This window comes from Sphingomonas sp. BE138 (assembly GCF_031456125.1).
In the GTDB taxonomy this organism is placed as follows: Bacteria; Pseudomonadota; Alphaproteobacteria; order Sphingomonadales; family Sphingomonadaceae; genus Sphingomonas.
The window spans coordinates 36,092-56,067 of the sequence record NZ_JAVDUC010000006.1 but is presented as its reverse complement, the minus strand read 5'-3'; the positions used below and the strand labels follow the sequence as shown (position 1 = coordinate 56,067).

Here is a 19,976-nt window from a genome sequence, read left to right as displayed (position 1 = left end):
ACTATCCCGGCGGGCGGTCGGGACGACGAAGGTAGGATCGTCATGGGCTACGAAGGCCAGGATTTCAGCGATATCGCCGGAGGCGTCAGCCCCCAGTTCATCGACGCGCTCTATGCGCGCTTCAAGGAGTCGCCCGATTCGGTCGACACCGGCTGGCGGTCGTTCTTCGAAGGGCTCGAAGGCTCGATGGGCGCGCCGTCATGGACCAACAAGCGCTGGCCGCTGACCACCACCGACGAGCTGACCGCCGGGCTCGACCCGACGCAGATGGAGCCCGCGCCGAAGCCCGAGCGAGACGGCAAGGGGGGCGGCAAGCCCGTTTCCGCCGCCGCGGCTCCTGCCCCGTCGCAGGACGCGATCGTCAAGGCGGCGGCGGACTCGATCCGCGCACAGCTCCTGATCCGCACCTATCGCGTCCGCGGCCACCTGGCCGCCAACCTCGACCCGCTCGGCCTGTCGGGTCTGCGTGAGCTGCCCGCCGACCTGACGACCGAATATCACGGCTTTTCCGACAGCGACATCGATCGTCCGGTCTATCTCGGCGGCTCGCTGGGCATGCAATGGGCGACGATCCGCGAGCTCGTCGACACGCTGCGCGCCAATTACTGCGGCAACGTCGGCCTCGAATATATGCACATCGCCGACGTCGAGGAGCGCAAGTTCCTCCAGGAGCGCATGGAGGGCAAGGACAAGCAGGTCGAGTTCACCGCGCAGGGCAAGAAGGCGATCCTGAACAAGGTGATCGAGGCCGAGCAGTGGGAGAAGTTCCTCGGCCGCAAGTACGTCGGCACGAAGCGCTTCGGGCTTGACGGCGGCGAGAGCATGATCCCCGCGCTGGAAAGCGTCATCAAGTACGGCGGCGCGGCGGGCGTCAACGAGATCGTGTTCGGCATGGCGCACCGCGGCCGCCTCAACGTGCTCGCCAACGTCATGGGCAAGCCGCTGCGCGTGATCTTCCATGAGTTCGCGGGCGGCTCGGCCAACCCCGACGACATCGGCGGCTCGGGCGACGTGAAATACCACCTCGGCACCTCGACCGACCGCGAATTCGACGGTCACAAGGTCCACATGTCGCTGGTCGCCAATCCGTCGCACCTCGAGGCGGCCGATCCGGTCGTCCTGGGCAAGACGCGCGCGATCCAGACGATCGCCAAGGACCTGGAGACGCACTCGCGCTCGCTGCCGGTGCTGATCCACGGCGACGCGGCGTTCGCGGGTCAGGGCATCGTGTGGGAATGCCTCGGCTTCTCGGGCATCCGCGGCTACAACACCGGCGGCTGCGTCCACTTCGTCATCAATAACCAGATCGGCTTCACGACCAGCCCGCAATTCGCGCGCTCGTCGCCCTATCCGTCGGATGTCGCCAAGGGCGTCCAGGCGCCGATCTTCCACGTCAACGGCGACGATCCCGAGGCGGTGACCTTCGCGACGAAGATCGCGATCGAATACCGCCAGAAGTTCCATCGCGATGTCGTGATCGACATGTGGTGCTACCGCCGCTTCGGCCACAACGAGGGCGATGAGCCGGGCTTCACCCAGCCGCTGATGTACAAGGCGATCCGCGAGCATCCGCCGGTCAGCGACATCTACAGCAAGCGACTGATCGCCGAGGGCGTCGTCGACAAGGCGTGGGTGGATGACAACGTCAAGCAATACACCACGCTGCTGGAGGGCGAGTTCGAGGCGGGGGCCGGCTACAAGCCGAACAAGGCCGACTGGTTCGCGGGCCGCTGGTCGGGGCTGCACGCCCCGGCCGATGCGGAAACCGCGCGGCGCAGCGTGGAGACGGGCATCGAGCAGAAATTGTTCGATTCGATCGGCCGGACGCTCACCACCGTTCCCGACAGCATCACGATCCACAAGACGCTGTCCCGCGTCCTCGATGCCAAGCGTCAGATGTTCGAGGGCGGCAGCAACTTCGATTGGGCGACCGGCGAGGCGCTGGCGTTCGGCTCGCTGCTCCATGAGGGCTATGGCGTACGCCTGTCGGGCCAGGACTCGGGCCGCGGCACGTTTTCGCAGCGGCATGCGGTGTGGGTCGACCAGAACGACGAGCACAAATTCGTGCCGCTCTGGACGATCCCGCACGGCAACTTCGAGGTGCTCGACAGCCCGCTGTCCGAGTACGGCGTGCTCGGGTTCGAATACGGCTATGCGCTGGCCGATCCGAAGACGCTGGTGATGTGGGAGGCGCAGTTCGGCGACTTCGTCAACGGCGCGCAGATCATGATCGACCAGTTCATCGCCAGCGGCGAGGCCAAGTGGCTGCGCGCCAACGGCCTGGTGATGCTGTTGCCGCACGGCTACGAAGGTCAGGGACCGGAGCATAGCTCGGCACGCCCCGAGCGCTTCCTGCAGCTGTGCGCGGGCGACAACATGCAGGTCGCGAACTGCACGACGCCGGCGAACTACTATCACCTGCTGCGGCGGCAGATGCACCGCAACTTCCGCAAGCCGCTGGTCGTGTTCACGCCGAAGTCGCTGCTGCGCCACAAGCTGGCGGTCAGCAGTGCGGCGGACTTCCTGGGCGACACGCACTTCCGCCGCATCCTGTCGGACCCGTCGGCGCCGGCGGACACCGAGACGAAGCGGCTGGTGCTGTGCACCGGCAAGGTCGCCTACGACCTGATGGAAGCGCGCGATGCGGCGGGCGACCGGAACACGCAGATCGTCCGGATCGAGCAGCTCTATCCGTTCCCGACCGAGGCGCTGGCCAAGCGCATCGCGCGGATGACCAACCTGGAGGAGGTCATCTGGGCACAGGAGGAGCCGCGCAACAACGGTTACTGGTTCTTCGTCGAGCCGTTCATCGAGGAAGCGCTGGGCATCGCCAAGGCGCGGATCGGACGTGCGCGCTACGCCGGGCGTGCCGCTGCGGCGTCGCCTGCGACCGGGCTGATGAAGCGCCACCAGGCCGAGCAGGGAGCGCTGATCGCCGACGCGCTGGGCCACAACGTGCGCGACGAGATCCGTCGCACGCGCGAGGCCGAGACGACCAAGAAGGCGGCGACGCCGACCGCATGACCCGATCCCGGTTGCGGCCGGGATCTGCTAACGACACTTATCGGCCACGGCCGCGACGACGAGGTTTGAGATGGCAACCGAAGTTCTGGTCCCCACGCTGGGCGAATCGATCACCGAAGCGACGGTCGGCGAATGGCTGAAGCAGCCCGGCGATGCGGTCGCCGCCGACGAACCCATCGCCAGCCTCGAGACCGACAAGGTTTCGGTCGAGGTCCCGTCGCCCGTCGCGGGGGTGATGGGGCAGCACGCGGTGAAGGTCGGCGACACGGTCGAGGTCGGCGCGCTGATCGCGACGATCGAGAGCGGTTCGGGTGCGCCCGCCAAGAGCGAAGCACCGCAGCCCGCGGTGACCGAGACGCCCGCCCCGGCCGCCTCGCCCACCCCCGCTCCCTCGGGCGACGCAGCGGCATTGTCGCCGTCGGTGCGTCGCGCGGTGCTGGAGCACGGTGTCGATCCCTCGACCGTGAAGGGCACCGGCAAGGACGGCCGCCTGACCAAGGAAGACGTCGCCGCCGCCGCCTCGTCGAAGCCCGCCGCTCCGGCCGCCGCCCCTGCCCCGACGCCTTCGGCGTCGACCGCGGGCGGGCGCAAGGAAGAGCGCGTCAAAATGACGCGCCTGCGCCAGACGATCGCCAAGCGCCTGAAGGAAGCGCAGAACACGGCCGCGATGCTGACGACGTTCAACGACGTCGACATGACCGCTGTCATCGAGGCGCGCGCCAAGTACAAGGACCTGTTCGAGAAGAAGCATGGCGTGCGCCTGGGCTTCATGGGCTTCTTCGTGAAGGCCGCGACGATGGCGCTGAAGGACATCCCGGCCGTCAACGCCTCGATCGAGGGCGACGAGATCGTCTATCACGATTACGCCGACATCTCGGTCGCGGTCAGCGCGCCGAACGGCCTGGTCGTGCCGGTCATCCGCGATGCGCAGGACCTGTCGGTCGCGGGTATCGAGAAGACGATCGGCGACTTCGGCAAGCGCGCGAAGGATGGTACGCTGAAGATGGACGAGATGAAGGGCGGCACCTTCACGATCTCGAACGGCGGCGTGTTCGGCTCGCTGATGTCGACCCCGATCATTAACCCGCCGCAGTCGGCGGTGCTGGGCCTGCACCGTATCGAGGAGCGCCCGGTGGTCCGTGACGGCCAGGTCGTCGTGCGCCCGATGATGTACCTCGCGCTCAGCTACGACCACCGCCTGATCGACGGGCGCGAGGCGGTGACCTTCCTCGTCGCGCTGAAGAATGCGATCGAGGATCCGACGCGGATCCTGATCGATCTGTAAGGAAAAACGTCACCCCAGCGAAAGCTGGGGTCTCTCGCCACGTGCGGATCGCCCGTGGCACAAGATCCCAGCTTTCGCTGGGATGACGATCGGAGAATAGTGATGGCAGACCAGTACGACTATGACGTCCTCGTGATCGGCGCCGGCCCCGGCGGCTATGTCGCGGCGATCCGCGCGGCGCAGCTCGGGCTGAAGACCGCCTGCGCCGAGAGCCGCGAGACGCTGGGCGGCACCTGCCTCAACGTCGGATGCATCCCTTCGAAGGCGCTGCTGCACGCTTCCGAACTGTACGACCATGCCGCCAACGGCGCGATGGCCAAGCTGGGCATCAAGACGACCGTCGAGCTCGACCTCGACACCATGCACGGTCAGCGCCGCGACGCGGTGAAGCAGCTGACCGGCGGCATCGAATATCTCTTCAAGAAGAACAAGGTGACCTGGCTGAAGGGCCGTGCGGCGTTCAAGGACGCGCACAGCGTCGACGTCGCCGGGCAGACGGTGACCGCGAAGAACGTCGTGATCGCGACCGGCTCCAGCGTCACGCCGCTTCCCGGTGTCGAGATCGACCAGAAGATCATCGTCGACTCGACCGGCGCGCTCGACCTGCCGACCGTTCCCGAGCACCTTGTCGTCATCGGCGGCGGCGTGATCGGGCTGGAGCTGGGCAGCGTGTGGCGTCGCCTGGGTGCGAAGGTGACCTGCGTCGAATATCTCGACCAGATCCTGCCGGGCTTCGACGGTGATATCCGCAAGGAATCGAACAAGATCTTCAAGAAGCAGGGCATCGAGTTCCAGCTGTCGACCAAGGTCACCGGCATCAAGGTCGAGGGCGACAGGGCGATCCTGACCGTCGAGCCCGCCGCCGGCGGCGAGCCGACGACGATCGAGGCCAGCCACGTGCTGGTGTCGATCGGCCGACGTCCCAACACCGAGGGATTGAACCTGGAGGCCGCGGGGCTGTCGACCAACCCGCGCGGGCAGATCGAGATCGACCACGACTTCCGCACCAAGACGGACGGCGTATGGGCGATCGGCGACGTCGTTCCCGGTCCGATGCTCGCGCACAAGGCCGAGGACGAGGGCATCGCGGTCGCGGAGAATATCGCGGGCCGGCATGGCATCGTGAACCATGCGGTGATCCCGTCGGTCGTCTACACCTGGCCCGAAGTGGCCGGCGTCGGGCTGACCGAGGAAGCCGCGCGCGAGCAGGGCGAGGTGAAGGTCGGCAAGTTCCCGATGATGGCCAACAGCCGCGCCAAGACCAACCACGAGCCCGATGGCCTGGTGAAGGTGATCGCCGACGCCAAGACCGATCGCGTGCTGGGTGTATGGTGCATCGCCAGCGTTGCCGGCACGATGATCGCGCAGGCCGCACAGGCGATGGAGTTCGGTGCGACCAGCGAGGACATCGCCTACACCTGCCACGCGCATCCGACGCATTCGGAAGCGGTGAAGGAAGCCGCAATGGCCGTCCAGGGCAAGCCGATCCACATCTAAGCCCCGGATGGCCGCGCTGACGCAAGGGGCGCGCCGGACCGGCGCCGCCCCGACCGGGACATGACCACGCGCGCCGAGCGGGAGCGGCAATGGCTGTCGCTGACCCGCGAGACCTTGCCGGCGCTCGCGACGCCGCGCGGATGGCCGGTACGCGCGGATCACTGCTTCCAGCGCATCCTGCTCGACCATGCGTGCGGTGGTCGTTGGTACGATCATATCGCCGCCCGTCCGGCGTATGCGCATGCTCCAGACGCTATCCTTGATGCGGCGATCGCGCTGGGCGAAGCCGTGGCGGCGGGCATCGCGGACCTCGCCGCCCTGAACAATCAATCGCTACGATGGCGCGGAAAGCGGTAGCGTCGCGCGCCGCCGACGCGGCTCGATAGGGGAACGACGATGATCGAACGGCTGATTGCGATCATGGCACAGCTGCGCGGGCCGAACGGCTGCGAGTGGGACCGCGCGCAGACGTTCGCGACGATCGCACCCTATACGATCGAGGAGGCCTATGAGGTTGCCGACGCGATCGAGCGCGGCGATCTGGCCGATCTCAAGGACGAATTGGGCGACCTGCTGCTCCAGGTCGTCTTTCATGCTCGCATCGCCGAGGAGGCGGGCGCCTTCGCGTTCGACGATGTCGTCGCCGCGATCAGCGACAAAATGGAACGCCGCCACCCGCATATCTTCCGCGGCGAGCCCGATGGCGGGCACCACCGCTGGGAAGAGGTGAAGGCGGCCGAACGCGCGGCGAGGGGTGCCGCCAGCACGCTGGACGGGGTGGCACGCGGTCTGCCGGCACTCCTGCGCGCCGAGAAGTTGCAAAAGCGCGCGGCGCGCGTCGGCTTCGACTGGCCGGATGCGGACGGACCACGCGCGAAGATCGACGAGGAGTTGGCGGAGGTTGCGACGGCGCAATCGTCGGCCGAGATCGAGGAAGAAGTCGGCGATCTGCTGTTCGCGACGGTCAATTGGGCGCGGCATCTGGGCGTCGATCCCGAGGCGGCGCTGCGGCGCGCGAACGCCAAGTTCGAGCGGCGCTTTCGGATGATGGAGGATGCGGCGGGAGCAGCCTTCGCGGATTTGTCGCTGGAGCAGAAAGAGATGCTCTGGGTCGACGCGAAGGCGGCGGAATAGGCGTCGCCGCCCCCGCGAAGCAGAGGCGACGACACGTCGCTAATCCCGCGTCAGGAAGCGTTCGTGATCGGCGGGGGACATGCGGACCTCGTAGACCACCCGGTCGTCCTCCACATGGCTGTCGAGCACTTCGCCGTGCGCATGCAGCCATGCCGCGGCGGCGCCGTCGCCTGCATCGAGCGTCAGCGTGTACCGCTGATGGCCCTGTGTCAGCAGGTCGCCTACATGGCGGACCAACACCTCCACCCCTTCACCCGTCAGCGCGGAGATCGCGAGCACGTCGTCGCGCCGCGTCGCCTCGGCGAGCAGATCGTCGCGCGCCTCGCCATCGAGCAGATCGAGCTTGTTCCACGCCTCGATCACCGGCGTCCCCTCGGCGACCCCGACCTCGGCGAGCACGGCCTCGACATCGGCCTTTTGCGCGGCGCTGTCGGGATGCGCGACGTCGCGGACGTGGATCAGCAGGTCGGCGGAAACGACCTCCTCCAGCGTCGCCTTGAACGCGGCCACCAGTTGCGTCGGCAGCTCGGAGACGAAGCCGACGGTATCGGACAGGATCGCCTTGTCGATGCCGGGCAGCGACACCTGCCGCAGCGTCGGGTCAAGCGTGGCGAACAACAGATCCTCCGCCATGACGTGTGCACCGGTCAGGCGGTTGAACAGCGTCGACTTGCCCGCGTTGGTGTAGCCGACCAGCGCCACCACCGGCCACGGCGCACGCTGCCGCCGTTCGCGATGCAGGCCGCGCGTCCGCGTGACCTGGTCGAGCTCGCGCCGCAGCCGCGCCATGCGGTCACGGATCAGGCGACGGTCGGCCTCGATCTGCGTCTCGCCGGGACCGCCGAGAAAGCCGAAGCCGCCGCGCTGCCGCTCAAGGTGAGTCCAGCTGCGCACCAGCCGCCCCGACTGGTAGTCGAGGTGGGCGAGCTCGACCTGCAAGCGGCCCTCGGCGGTCGCGGCACGCTCCCCGAAGATCTCAAGGATCAGGCCGGTACGATCGATGACCTTGGCTTCCAGCGCAGTCTCGAGATTGCGCTGCTGGATCGGGGTGAGGCTCCCGTCGAAGACGACCAGGGTCGCCTCCTCCATGCGCGCGCGGGTGGCAAGCTCCTCGATCTGGCCCGAGCCGATCAGCGTCGCAGCGCGCGGGGTGCGGACGCGCAAGGCGACGCGATCGACAACGACCACCCCGATCGCCTCGGCCAGCCCGGCGGTTTCCTCCAGCCGCGCCTCGGCATCGCGGCTCGATCCGCCGAGATCGGGATAGACGACGATCGCGCGCGCGCCGCGCGTCACATCGTCGTCGCGGTCACGCTCGAACCCGGTGTTCACGGAACTGATCTCAATCCTCCCCGTCGTCGGCATCGTCTTCGTCGTCGGCCTCATCGTCGCCCGACAGGTTCAGCGGACGCGACGGCTGAATCGTCGAGACCGCGTGCTTGTAGACGAGCTGGGCCATGCCGTCGCGTTGCAGCAACATGCAGAACAGGTCGAAGCCGGAAATCGCACCTTGCAGCATCACGCCGTTGACGAGGAACATCGTCACGGGATCTTCCGACTTGCGCACGGCGGTCAGAAAGATGTCCTGAAGCAGCGGCTGCTTGCGGCTGTTCTCGCTCATCTGCCCGACGATACCGGCGACATCGACCGGCCCGGCGGGCATGATCGTGGAAATGGCGTGCTTGTAGATCAGCTGCGACTGTCCATCCCGGCGCAGCAGCACCGAAAAATTGTCGAACCAGGTGACGATGCCCTGGAGCTTGACCCCCTTGACGAGGAACATGGTGACGGGCGTCTTGGACTTGCGGAGCGCATTGAGGAAAAGATCCTGCAGCGACGTCTGCTTGTCGGCCATTAGGTACGTGTCCTTGTTCTTGGCGGGAGGTTCCCCGCGGCGTGCGCCGTTGCCGGCGTCGGTTGCGCCGCTGTCACGGCGGCTCACGCAAAATAGGGTTTCGGTGTCCCGGCGTCCACCGGGGCGATGCGGAAGTTGGCGATGTTTCCGCCGATCGCCGTCAAACGCGCCGTCGTGCGAGGCGCAGCCGAGGCGAAACGCCGTCAAAAGGGTCGCGGACGTGGGCGACAGTCCGCGTCAATCGTCCCTGGATTCGGTGATGCCGAGCAGCTTGAGTTTGCGGTGGAGCGCGGAGCGTTCCATGCCGATGAAGCTGGCCGTGCGCGAGATGTTGCCCGAAAAGCGGCGGATCTGCACGCGCAGATACTCGCGCTCGAACGTCTCGCGCGCCTCACGAAGCGGCGCTCCCATGATCGCGCTCGCGCCGGTGCCCGCATCCTGTGTGCCAAGTACCTCGGCGGGGAGCAGGTCGAGGTCGATGCGGCCGATGCGGTCGCCCGGCGTCAGGATGATCGTGCGCTCCACCACGTTGCGCAACTCGCGGACGTTGCCGGGCCATTCGTAGGATTGCAGCGCCACGAGCGCATCGGTCGCGATCTCGGGCGGGGGCACGCGCCGCTCGGCGGCGTAATGCGCGACGAAATGCTCGACCAGCGAAGGAATGTCCTCGCGCCGTTCGGCGAGCGGCGGGATCGTCACGGGGACGACGTTGAGGCGATAATACAGGTCCTCGCGGAAACGCCCCTCCGCAATCTCCATCGCGAGGTCGCGCGCGGTGGCGGAGACGACGCGGACATCGACCTTGACCACACGGGTGCCGCCGACGCGGGTGAAGCTCTGGTCGGTCAGCACGCGCAGGATGCGCGCCTGCGTCGCAGGCGGCATGTCGGCGATCTCGTCGAGGAACAAGGTGCCGCCATGCGCTTGTTCGAGCAGCCCGGTGCGGACAAGGTCGCCGCCCTCCTCAACCCCGAACAATTCTTCCTCGATCCGCTCCGGGTTCATCCCCGCGGTGCTGGCGATCACGAAATTCGCGTGCGCGCGCGTGCTCCAGCCGTGGAGCAGTCGCGCCGCGACCTCCTTGCCCACCCCCGCAGGCCCCATGATGAGCACGCGGCTGCCCGTCTGGGCGACGCGCTTCAGGGTCGCGCGGACCGCGTTGATCGCGGTCGAGCTGCCGGTCAGGTCGGTGCCGCGCCCGGTCGCGGCGCGCAAGCTGGCGACTTCGGCGCGCAGCCGCTCGGTCTCGGTCGCGCGCTCGACCATCAGCAGCAGGCGTTCGGCCTGGAACGGCTTCTCGATGAAGTCGGCGGCGCCTTTTCGGATCGCGGCGACTGCGGTGTCGAGCGTGCCGTGGCCCGAGATGACCAGCACCGGGATCGAGGGATCTCGACGCTTGATCTCCTCGAGCAGGTCGAGCCCGTCGAGCCGCGAGCCTTGCAGCCAGACGTCGAGCAGCACGAGGCTGGGACGGCGCGTCGCGATCGCCTCCAGCGCGCCGTCGCTGTCGCCGGCGACGCGCGTGTCATAGCCCTCGTCTTCGAGCACGCCCGCCACAAGCTCGCGGATGTCGCGTTCGTCGTCGACGACGAGGATGTCGATCGCCATGGCTCTAGATCCGGTTTCTGGTGAGGGCGGCGATCGTGCGATCGTCGTCCTGGGAGGGCGAATGATCGTCGCTGGCGAGGGCTGCCAGCGGCGCGGTGTCGAACGACAGGGTCACGATCGTGCCGCCGCCGGGCCGATCGGCGAAGGTCATCGTGCCGAAATGTTCCTCGACGATCTTCTTGACGATCGCGAGGCCAAGCCCCGTGCCGCGGGCGCGGGTGGTCATATACGGCTCGACGATGCGGTCGCGTTCCAGCGGCAGGCCGACGCCGGAATCGGCGACCGCGATCGTCACGCGACCCTCGTCCCCGCCCAGCGTCATGGTGATGCTGCCCTCGCTGGCATCGGCCTCCTCGACCGCCTCGACCGCGTTCTTGACGATGTTGGTCAGCGCCTGCCCCAATTGGCGGCGGTCGCACACCAGCGACGGCGCGGGATCGTCATGGTCGAGCACGAAGTGGATGCCGGGGTGCGCGACCTCGTGCAGGAACATGGTCTGGCGCGCGATATCGACCAGGGATTCCTCGCGGAACACGGGCTTGGGCATGCGCGCGAACGAGGAGAATTCGTCGACCATCCGGCGCAGGTCGCCGACCTGCCGCACGATCGTGTCGGTCAGCCGCGCAAAGGTGGTGTCGGACGCATCGATCTTGCTGCCGTAGCGGCGTTGCAGGCGCTCGGCGGCGAGCTGGATCGGGGTCAGCGGGTTCTTGATCTCGTGCGCGATGCGGCGCGCGACGTCCGCCCAGGCGGCGCGGCGCTGATCGGTCAATTGCTGGGTGATGTCGTCAAAGGTGATGATCGGGCCGCTGCCGTCGCGCGCGATCCGCACCGCAAAGGTGCGCATCTCGCCCTGCACCGCCAATTGCACCCCGGCCTCGCGCCCCGGCTGGTCGAGCAACCCGTCGAGCTCGGGTGCGACGTCGTGCAGCTTGCGCCCGACCGGCGGCTCGGCCAGTCCCATCAACGTCTGCGCCGAGCTGTTGATGAGGCGGATCGTGCGATCCTTCGCATCGATCGAAATGACGCCCGCCGATACGCCCGACATCACCGCCTCGATCAGCGCGCGGCGGCTGTCGAGCGCGGCGTTCTGCGCCACCAGCCGTGCGGTCATGCTGTTGAAGGCGTTGGAGAGTGTGCCGATCTCGTCGCGTTCCAGCGTCTCGGGCACGCGCGCGGAGAAGTCGCCGCCCTCGACCCGGCGCGCGGCGTCGACCAGTTCGCCGACCGGGCGGACGAGGCGGTCGGCGACGGTCAGTGCGATCCACACCGCCACGCCGACGATCAGCAGCGACACGATCAGCAGCGCGGCGTTGAAGCGCAGTTGCAGCGAGCGAGCGCGCACGATCAACTGACGATAATCGTTCAACACCGCGTCGCCGCGCGTGATCGTCGCCTGGAGCTGCGGCTCGAAGACGCGCGCCACGTAGAGATACGTGCCCGGCGCATAGTCGAGCGGGGTGAGCGCGCCGAGCCGGTCGGACGCCGGCACCGGCACGACGGCCTCGCCGGTCCGCAGCTTGCGAAGAAGCGGGGCGGTGACCACGCGGTCGAGCGCGCGGTCGTAGGGGTTGACCAGCGCCAGCGTGCGCAGCTCGCCGTCGGTACCACGCTGGACGATCAGCGCCTCCGACAGGTTGCGCAGGTACAATTGGTAGAACAGCCCTTCGGTGAAGCGCCGGCTGTCGATCGGCGATTCGCGGAGATATTCGGCGAGGTCGCCCGACATTGCCCGTGCGGCGCCGGTGACGCGATCCTGTTCGGTGCGATAGCTTTCCTGCGCGAGCGAGGCGGCATTTTCGAACATGCCGCGTGCGCGGTCGGAATACCAGAATTGCACGCCGTACTGAAACAGCAGCGAGGCGAAGATCGTGACCAGCAGCGCGGGCACGGCGGCGACCAGCGAAAACAGCAGCACCAGCCGCACGTGCAGCCGCCCCCCCGCCCCGACCGGCGAGCGCGCCGCGCGGCTGAGCGCGATCCGCCGCCCGAGCAGCATCATCAGCGCGATGCCGGTCACGAGATTGGCGACGAGCAGCGAGGCGACGAGCGGCGGCGCGAGCAGTCGGCCCGGATCGCCCTCCCCGCGCAACGCGAAATAGCTGCCGACCGCGACCGCCACCGCCGCGGCCAGCACCATCAGCTCGATCGCCGGCGTCACGCCGACGCGGCGCCGCAGACCGGGCAGGGAAGAGGAGGAGGAAGTCACTCCTGCGAACATCGCTTCCTTGCTACAACATCAGTGTTGCATGGAAAACACATATTTGCGCACGAATGATCCCGATCAGGTACCGGTGCGTCGCTGCCGTGTGTGAGGCTTCCAGCTCAAGCCCGCTCGTCAATGGGAGAAATCTAGACGTCGATCCCCAGCAGGTCGAGCCGCTTGCGCAGCGTGTTCCGGTTCAGGCCGATCGCGCGTGCGGCGCGCAGCTGGTTACCGCCATGCCGCGCCAGCATCGCCTCGATCAGCGGACGCTCCACCTCGCCGATGATGCGCGCATAGAGCGAGCCGTCGTCGAGCGCGCGCGGCTCCTGGCGCGCCAGCCGCTCGATCATCGCGCGCACCGCCGCCTCGATCCCAGGATCGGGCGCGGCGTCTGCCACGGTGCCGCCGCCGTTCCAGATCGTCGCGCGTACCTCCGCCGCGCCGATCCGGTCGTCGCGCGACAATGCGGCGAGCCGGCGCATGACATTCTCCAGCTCGCGGACGTTGCCGGGCCAGTCGTGCGCCTCCAGCACCGCGACTGCCTCACCATCAAGCGTCTTGCGCGGCAGTCCCTCGGCGGCAGCGCGGTCTAGGAAATGCCGCGCCAGCTCCGCCACGTCGCCGCGGCGCTCGCGAAGCGGTGGCAGCGCGATCGGCACGACGTTGAGGCGATAGTAGAGGTCCTCGCGGAACTGCCCGCCGGCCACCGCCTGTTGCAGGTCGCGGTTGGTGGCGGCGACGATGCGCACGTCGGCGCGGATCGTGCGCGCGCCGCCGACGGTTGTGAACTCGCCCGATTGCAGCACCCGCAGCAGCCGCGTCTGCGCCTCGATCGGCATGTCGCCGATCTCGTCGAGGAAGAGCGTGCCGCCCGCAGCCTGTTCGAAGCGGCCGGCGTTGCGCTGTGCAGCACCGGTGAAGGCGCCGCGTTCGTGGCCGAACAGCTCGGCCTCGATCAGCTCGCGCGGAATCGCGGCCATGTTGATCGGCACGAACGGCGCGGCGCGGCGCGCACCGAGATCGTGGATCGCGCGCGCGACCAGTTCCTTGCCGGTGCCCGACTCGCCCGATACCAGCACAGTCAGGTCGTTGGAGACGACGCGCGCGATCACGCGATATACGTCCTGCATCGCGGGCGAACGGCCGATCAGCGGCAGCGAGGGATCGTCGTCGGTCGCCTGCGCCTCGCTTGCCGCGCCGCGCCGCGCCAGCGCGGCGGCGACGGTGCGGGTCAGCGTGTCGAGGTCGAACGGCTTGGGCAGATAGTCGTACGCGCCTGCCTCGGTCGCGCGCACCGCGGTGGTCAGCGTGTTGCGCGCCGACAGCACGATCACCGGCAGCGCCGGATGCGCGGCGAGCACGGCGGCGACATTCTCGATCCCGTCGCCGTCGGGCAGGACGACGTCGGTCAGCAGCACGTCGGGCATGCGCGTCGCCAGCTCGCGCGCCAGCTCCGCCAGGCTGCCGGCGGTGCGCACCTCGTGGCCCGCGCGGCGCAGCGCGTGCGCGACGACGGTGCGGATCGCATCGTCGTCGTCGACCAACAGGACGCGCGTCACGGCGGCGCCGGTCATGGTCGTGCCCGCGGCAGGAGGATGCGGAACACCGTCTGGTGCGGCGTGCCCTCGCGCGAATATTGCACGATGCCGCCCATGTCCCGCACCAGCTTGTCGACGAGCGCGAGGCCGAGCCCCTTGCCCTCCGGGCGGCCGGACACGAACGGGTCGAACAGATGGTCGGCGATGTCGGCGGGGGCGCCGGGGCCGCTGTCGATCACGCAGATCTCGATCGGCAACGGCGTGCGACCGCGCGCTCCGCCACCGGCAGCGACCGTCACGCCGTGGCGATACGCGGTGGCGAGCGTGATCCGCCGCTCGCCGCGCTCGCCGAGCGCCACGGCGGCGTTCTTCAGCAGGTTGACGACGACCTGGAGCAGCGAATCGCTGTTGCCCAGCGCCTTCGGGAGCGACGGGTCGTAGCGCTCCTCGATCGTCATGCCGCGGGCGAAGCCGGCCAAGGCGACGCTGCGCGCGTGCGCCAGCAGCGGGTAGATGTTCATCGGCGCCACCTCGCGCGGGCGGGTGTCGGTAAAGTCTTCCATATGGTCGATCAGCGCGGTGATGCGGTCGACCTCGGCGATCATCAACTGCGTGAGGCCGGCGACGTCGACGCCGTCGGCGATCAGCTGCGCCGCGCCGCGGATGCTCGACAGCGGGTTCTTGATCTCGTGCGCCAGCATCGCCGCCGCGCCGACCGCCGAACGCGCCGCCGCCGCGCGGTCGGTCGACACGCCCAGCCGTCGCGATGCGCCGGCGTGATGAAGCGTGATCGCGCGCCAGCCGGGATGATCGACCACCGCCGCCTCGATCAGGTCGACGCGCAGCCGCGTGCCCCGCATCGTTTCGACGCGCGCATCGAAGATCGCGAAGGCATGGCCCTCGCGCCGCGCCTCGGCATCGGGGAGGGTCAGGACGTTGCCGAGCGGCTGCCCCAGCATCGCGCGCTCCGACAGGTTCAGCAACGTCTCGCACTCGGCATTGACCCGCGCGATCCGGTCCTCGGCATCGACCACCAGCACCGCGACGGGCAGCGCGGCGAGCAGCTCCGCCGGCTCCGGGCCGCGCATCGTCAGCATCACGCCGCGGCGCTCAACCGGTAGGGAGCGTAGAAGTCGGCCAGCATAGACTTGACGCGCGCGGCATCCGGCTCCTGGTTGACCCGGTTGCGGAACTCCGCGGAGCCGTTCAGACCCTTGGTATACCAGCCGATGTGCTTGCGCGCCATGTTGACCCCGGTGAAGTCGCCATAATGCGAAAGCATCGCGTCGTAATGTTCGGCGATGACGCGGTATTGCTCGTCTAGCGGCGGATCGGGCATCCGCTCGCCGGTACGCAGCCAGTGCATGACCTGCGCGAGCAGCCATGGGCGGCCATAGGCGCCGCGCCCGATCATGATCCCGTCTGCGCCGGATTGCTGGAGCGCGGCCTCGGCATCCTCAATCGAGCAGATGTCGCCATTGGCGATCACCGGAATCGACACGGCATCCTTGACGGTGCGGATGAAGCGCCAGTCGGCGGAGCCCTTGTACATCTGGTTGCGGGTTCGGCCGTGGACGGTGACCATCTTCACGCCGAGGTCCTCGGCGATGCGCGCCAGTTCGGGGGCGTTCAGGCTGTCGTGGCACCAGCCCATTCGCATCTTGAGCGTCACGGGCGCGTCTACCGCCTTGACGATCGCGTCGATCAGCTGCGTCGCCAGCTTCAGGTCGCGCATCAGGGCCGAGCCGGCATCGCCGTTCGTCACCTTGCGGACCGGGCAGCCCATGTTGATGTCGATGATCGCCGCGCCCTTGTCGCGCGCCAGCTTCGCCGCCTCCGCCATCTCATACGGCGTGCAGCCCACGAGCTGCATCGACACCGGTTCCTCCGAAAGATGCCACGCGGCCTTCTGGATCGACTGGCGCGTCTCGCGGATCGCGGCCTGGCTGGCGATCATCTCGGTGACGTTAAGCCCCGAGCCGTAGCGACGCACCAACGTGCGGAACGGCTGGTCGGTCACGCCGGTCATCGGCGCGAGCACGACGGGTTCGTCGATGCGCACGTCACCGATCTGGATGGGTCGAAGCATGGAGGTTCGCAAGTTGCCTGAAAAATAGGCAGATAGGGGAAAGGGGTGAGTCGGGCAAGGTGCCGCACCGACGCGGCGAACCGCCCCTGATCCCACCAAAATGTGCGCTCGAGACACGTGCTTCGACAAGCTCAGCACGAACGGCGGGGGGCGATCACGCGAGGAGAGTAGCCATTTCATCGCGCCGCAACCTGTTCTAGGGCGCCGCCATGACCACGGTCGCCCTTATCGTCGCCGCCGGGACCGGCTCCCGCAGCGGCAGTTCGCTCCCTAAGCAATTCGCCCCCGTCGCCGGCCGAGCGATGCTGGCGTGGAGCCATGCCGCGCTGGCCGAGCACCCTGCGATCGACCGCGTGCTGGTGGCGATCGCGCCGGGGCAGGAAGGGTTGCTGCGCGCCGCGTTGCCGGATGCGGAGTGGGTGATCGGCGGGGCGGAGCGACGCGACAGTGTCGCGGCGGGTCTCGCGGCGCTAGGCGACGCGACCCGCGTGCTGGTGCACGACGCGGCGCGGCCGTTCGTGCCCGCGGCGGTGATCGACCGGCTGCTGGCGGCGCTGGACGCGGCGGACGGCGCGATCCCGGTACTTTCCGTGGCCGACACGCTGGTCGCGACCGATGGCGAGACGATCGCGCGCGACCGGCTGCGCCGCGTGCAGACCCCGCAAGCGTTCCGCGTCGATGCGCTGAACGCCGCGCACGCCGCATGGGACGGGACGGTCGCCACCGACGATGCGCAGATGGTGCGCGCGCTGGGCAAGCGCGTCGCGATGGTGGAAGGCGATACGATGCTGGACAAGATCACCTACCCCGCCGATTTCGCCGCTGCCGAGGCACGTGTCGCGACCGAGACGCGTTCCGCCAGCGGCTTCGATGTCCACCGGCTGGAAGACGGCGAGGAATTGTGGCTGGGCGGCGTGCTGATCCCGCACCACCAAGGGCTGTCGGGACACAGCGACGCCGATGTCGCGCTCCATGCGATCACCGACGCGGTGCTCGGCACGATCGCGGCGGGCGATATCGGCACGCACTTTCCGCCCAGCGATCCGCAATGGCGCGGTGCCGAATCGGGGCAGTTCCTGGCGCATGCCCGTGGGTTGGTAGAGGCGCGTGGTGGCCGGATCACCTTCGTCGACCTGACGTTGATGTGCGAGGCGCCCAAGATCGGACCGCACCGCGCGGCGATGCAGGCGCGGATCGCGGAACTTCTGGGGCTGTCGACCGATCGGATCAGCGTGAAGGCGACCACCACCGAGCGACTGGGATTCACGGGCCGTGGCGAGGGCATCGCCGCGCAGGCGGTCGCGACCGTCGAACTGCCGCGCCGGTGGCTGGCATGAAACGCTCCGCCGCGCTCGCCGCGTGCGTGGCGATGCTGACCGCGTCCGCCGCTTCGGCGCAGGCGCCGTGCCTGAGCGCGGCCGATGCCGAGTCGATCGCGCTGGTCGCGATGCCCGACATCATTCGCGACGCCGGTCGCGTCTGCGCATCGCTGCCTGCGAGCAGCCTGCTGCGGCGGCAAAGCGGCGCATTCCTCGACAAATACGACCGTGAGGCGGACCGCGCCTGGCCCGCCGCGCGCACCGCCATTGCAAAGCTCAGCGATCCGGCGGTGGAACTGCTGCTGCTCAGCGACTATGCGCGCCCGATGCTTACCTCGATCTTCGCGCCGCAGATCACCGGGCGTATCCAGCCTGCCGACTGCCCGACGCTCGACCGCCTCGTCACGTTGCTGGAGCCGCTGCCGCCGCGCAATACCGCCGGGATCGTCGTCGCGACGCTGCAATACCTCAAGAGCGAGAAGAACAAGGGCAAGCGCACCGACATCCCCGACCTGCCGGTCTGCGCCGCCGGAGCCGCGCGATGAACGACGTGACTTTGCCCCCCGAACTGGTCGACGCCGCGCGCCGCGTGGTGGAAGCGAACCGCGCCGCCGGGCGCCGCATCGCCGTGGCCGAAAGCTGTACCGGCGGGCTGGTCGCGGCGGCGTTGACCGAGATACCGGGTTCTTCCGACGTGCTGGAGGCCGGTTTCGTCACCTATTCGAACTCCGCCAAGCAGAAATTGCTCAACGTCAGCGGCGACGTGCTCGACACGTTCGGCGCGGTATCGATCGCGGTGGCGTGGAGCATGGCGCAGGGGGCGCTCGCGGAGTCGGAAGCCGATGTCGCGGTGGCGATCACCGGGGTCGCCGGGCCGGGCGGCGGGACCGAGAAGAAGCCGGTCGGCACCGTCGTCTTCGCCCGCGCGGAGCGCGGGGGCGACCCCGCGGACGTGGTCGCCGACAAGCGCTTCTTCGGCGACCTGGGCCGCGGCGGGGTGCGGCTTCAGGCAGCGCTGTGCGCGCTGGAACTGCTGCTGCCCGACGCGCCGTAGAGTTTCGCGGCGCGCTCCTCAAACGCGCCGATCATCCGGCGTAGCGCGACGCCGAACACCTGGCCCGCCAGCATCTCGAACATCCGGTTCTTGAACGCGAAATCGACCGAGAAGTCGACCAGGCACCCCGCATCGCCATCAGGACGGAAGCGCCAGTCGTTGTTCAGATATTTGAGCGGCCCCTCGATATACTCGACGCGGATCGTGTCGGGGCGATGCTTGGTCACCTTGGACGTGAACGTCTCGCGCAGCCCCTTGAATCCGACGATCATGTCGGCAAGCGTCTCTTGCGGATCGTCCTTGCGGACGCGCATCGCGCTGACCCACGGCAGGAACTCCGGGTAGCGCCGCACGTCCGCGACCAGGTCGAACATCTGTTCCGGCGTATAGGGTAGCCGCCGGGTCTCGCTGTGCTTAGGCATTCGTCACGGCGGCCAGCTTTGCATCGCGCGCCGCCTTCATCTTCGCGAAATCGTCGCCCGCATGATAGCTGGAGCGCGTCAGCGGCGAGGAGGCGACCAGCAGGAAGCCCTTCGCGCGCCCGATCGCGGCAAAGGCGTCGAACGCCGCGGGGGTGACGAAATCGGCAACCTTGGCGTGGCGCGGCGTGGGCTGGAGATACTGGCCCATCGTCAGGAAATCGATATCGGCGGACCGCATGTCGTCCATGACCTGATGCACTTCCAGGCGTTCCTCGCCCAGCCCGAGCATGATGCCCGACTTCGTGAAGATCGAAGGGTCGAGTTTCTTGACGCTTTCCAGCAATCGCAGCGACGCGTAGTAACGGGCGCCCGGCCGGATGGTCGGATACAGCCGCGGCACCGTTTCCAGATTGTGATTATATACGTCCGGACGTGCCGCCACGATTGCCTCGACCGCCGCCTCATGCTTGTTGCGGAAGTCGGGGGTCAGGATCTCGATCGTGGTGTGCGGATTTGTGCGACGAATGGCCTCGATGACCTTCACGAACTGCTTGGCACCGCCATCGGGAAGATCGTCGCGATCGACCGAGGTCACGACGATATGCGCCAGGCCCATCTGCGCCGCCGCATCGGCGACGTTCTGCGGCTCCATCGGATCGACCGCGCGTGGCATGCCCGTCTTCACGTTGCAGAATGCACAGGCGCGCGTGCACGTGTCGCCCAGGATCATGACGGTCGCGTGCTTCTTGGTCCAGCACTCCCCGATGTTCGGGCAGGCCGCCTCTTCGCACACGGTCGTCAGGCTTTTCGAGCGCATCAGCGCACGCGTCGCGGCGAAGCCTTCGCTGGTCGGGGCCTTGACCCGAATCCAGTCGGGCTTGCGTTGCCGCTGCGGAGCCGGGAGCGGGGTCATGTCGTTCATGGGGTCGCAGATAGCGTTTACTT

The 19,976-nt window shown here is 68.1% G+C and carries 17 protein-coding genes; 8 read left to right on the top strand and 9 right to left on the bottom strand.

What is annotated here, in order from left to right:
* The first annotated feature begins 42 nt into the window (after positions 1-42).
* From J2Y58_RS09605 to mazG, 5 genes are all read left to right on the top strand, one after another.
* The gene (locus J2Y58_RS09605) at positions 43-3,024 is read left to right on the top strand and encodes a 2-oxoglutarate dehydrogenase E1 component (protein ID WP_310102126.1); all 2,982 of its coding nucleotides are present in this window, start codon (positions 43-45) and stop codon (positions 3,022-3,024) included.
* Positions 3,025-3,094: 70 nt separating this feature from the next.
* Positions 3,095-4,309, top strand: coding sequence for a 2-oxoglutarate dehydrogenase complex dihydrolipoyllysine-residue succinyltransferase (odhB, locus tag J2Y58_RS09600; protein ID WP_310102124.1), 1,215 nt, complete (start codon positions 3,095-3,097; stop codon positions 4,307-4,309).
* Between the two features lie 102 nt (positions 4,310-4,411).
* A complete protein-coding gene (lpdA, locus tag J2Y58_RS09595; RefSeq protein ID WP_310102120.1) occupies positions 4,412-5,806 on the top strand; it encodes a dihydrolipoyl dehydrogenase in 1,395 nt (464 codons plus the stop codon).
* Between the two features lie 60 nt (positions 5,807-5,866).
* A complete protein-coding gene (locus J2Y58_RS09590) occupies positions 5,867-6,163 on the top strand; it encodes a GCN5-related N-acetyltransferase (RefSeq protein WP_310102117.1) in 297 nt (98 codons plus the stop codon).
* A gap of 39 nt (positions 6,164-6,202) precedes the next feature.
* Entirely contained in the window at positions 6,203-6,940 is a 738-nt protein-coding gene (gene mazG / locus J2Y58_RS09585) for a nucleoside triphosphate pyrophosphohydrolase (RefSeq protein ID WP_310102114.1), read from the top strand.
* Positions 6,941-6,979: 39 nt separating this feature from the next.
* Here mazG and hflX read toward each other — a convergent pair whose 3' ends face one another.
* The 7 genes from hflX to dusB all read right to left on the bottom strand — a co-directional run bounded on the left by hflX (position 6,980) and on the right by dusB (position 16,236).
* Positions 6,980-8,272, bottom strand: coding sequence for a GTPase HflX (hflX, locus tag J2Y58_RS09580; RefSeq protein WP_310102109.1), 1,293 nt, complete (start codon positions 8,270-8,272; stop codon positions 6,980-6,982).
* A 10-nt stretch (positions 8,273-8,282) separates the two neighbouring features.
* Entirely contained in the window at positions 8,283-8,882 is a 600-nt protein-coding gene (gene hfq / locus J2Y58_RS09575) for an RNA chaperone Hfq (protein ID WP_310102106.1), read from the bottom strand.
* Between the two features lie 150 nt (positions 8,883-9,032).
* A complete protein-coding gene (locus J2Y58_RS09570) occupies positions 9,033-10,403 on the bottom strand; it encodes a sigma-54 dependent transcriptional regulator (RefSeq protein WP_310102103.1) in 1,371 nt (456 codons plus the stop codon).
* 4 nt (positions 10,404-10,407) lie between these two features.
* Positions 10,408-12,624: an ATP-binding protein gene (locus tag J2Y58_RS09565; protein ID WP_310102100.1), complete on the bottom strand. Its 2,217-nt coding sequence runs from the start codon at positions 12,622-12,624 to the stop codon at positions 10,408-10,410.
* A 131-nt stretch (positions 12,625-12,755) separates the two neighbouring features.
* On the bottom strand, positions 12,756-14,183 hold the full coding sequence (ntrC, locus tag J2Y58_RS09560) for a nitrogen regulation protein NR(I) (RefSeq protein WP_310102097.1): 1,428 nt from the start codon (positions 14,181-14,183) through the stop codon (positions 12,756-12,758).
* The gene (locus J2Y58_RS09555) at positions 14,180-15,244 is read right to left on the bottom strand and encodes an ATP-binding protein (RefSeq protein WP_310102493.1); all 1,065 of its coding nucleotides are present in this window, start codon (positions 15,242-15,244) and stop codon (positions 14,180-14,182) included. Before J2Y58_RS09555 ends, ntrC begins: the two co-directional genes overlap by 4 nt.
* Positions 15,244-16,236: a tRNA dihydrouridine synthase DusB gene (dusB, locus tag J2Y58_RS09550; protein ID WP_310102092.1), complete on the bottom strand. Its 993-nt coding sequence runs from the start codon at positions 16,234-16,236 to the stop codon at positions 15,244-15,246. Before dusB ends, J2Y58_RS09555 begins: the two co-directional genes overlap by 1 nt.
* Positions 16,237-16,445: 209 nt before the next feature.
* Between dusB and J2Y58_RS09545 the strand changes: the two genes are divergently transcribed.
* Genes J2Y58_RS09545 through J2Y58_RS09535 form a run of 3 tightly spaced genes read left to right on the top strand, consistent with a single transcriptional unit; the run spans position 16,446 to position 18,609 of the window.
* Positions 16,446-17,573 carry a bifunctional 2-C-methyl-D-erythritol 4-phosphate cytidylyltransferase/2-C-methyl-D-erythritol 2,4-cyclodiphosphate synthase gene (locus J2Y58_RS09545; RefSeq protein WP_310102089.1) on the top strand — a complete coding sequence of 376 codons (1,128 nt, stop codon included), beginning with the start codon at positions 16,446-16,448 and terminating at the stop codon, positions 17,571-17,573.
* Entirely contained in the window at positions 17,570-18,100 is a 531-nt protein-coding gene (locus J2Y58_RS09540; RefSeq protein WP_310102086.1) for a hypothetical protein, read from the top strand. Before J2Y58_RS09545 ends, J2Y58_RS09540 begins: the two co-directional genes overlap by 4 nt.
* Positions 18,097-18,609, top strand: coding sequence for a CinA family protein (locus J2Y58_RS09535; RefSeq protein ID WP_310102083.1), 513 nt, complete (start codon positions 18,097-18,099; stop codon positions 18,607-18,609). The genes J2Y58_RS09540 and J2Y58_RS09535 overlap by 4 nt, the downstream gene beginning before the upstream one ends.
* On the opposite strand, the gene J2Y58_RS09530 is transcribed toward J2Y58_RS09535, so the two are convergent.
* Together J2Y58_RS09530 and lipA are read right to left on the bottom strand one after the other, a co-directional pair.
* Positions 18,561-19,031: a type II toxin-antitoxin system RatA family toxin gene (locus J2Y58_RS09530; protein WP_310102080.1), complete on the bottom strand. Its 471-nt coding sequence runs from the start codon at positions 19,029-19,031 to the stop codon at positions 18,561-18,563. The two genes, J2Y58_RS09535 and J2Y58_RS09530, sit on opposite strands and share 49 nt — an antisense overlap.
* A complete protein-coding gene (lipA, locus tag J2Y58_RS09525; protein ID WP_310102077.1) occupies positions 19,024-19,953 on the bottom strand; it encodes a lipoyl synthase in 930 nt (309 codons plus the stop codon). The genes J2Y58_RS09530 and lipA overlap by 8 nt, the downstream gene beginning before the upstream one ends.
* Positions 19,954-19,976 lie beyond the last annotated feature (23 nt).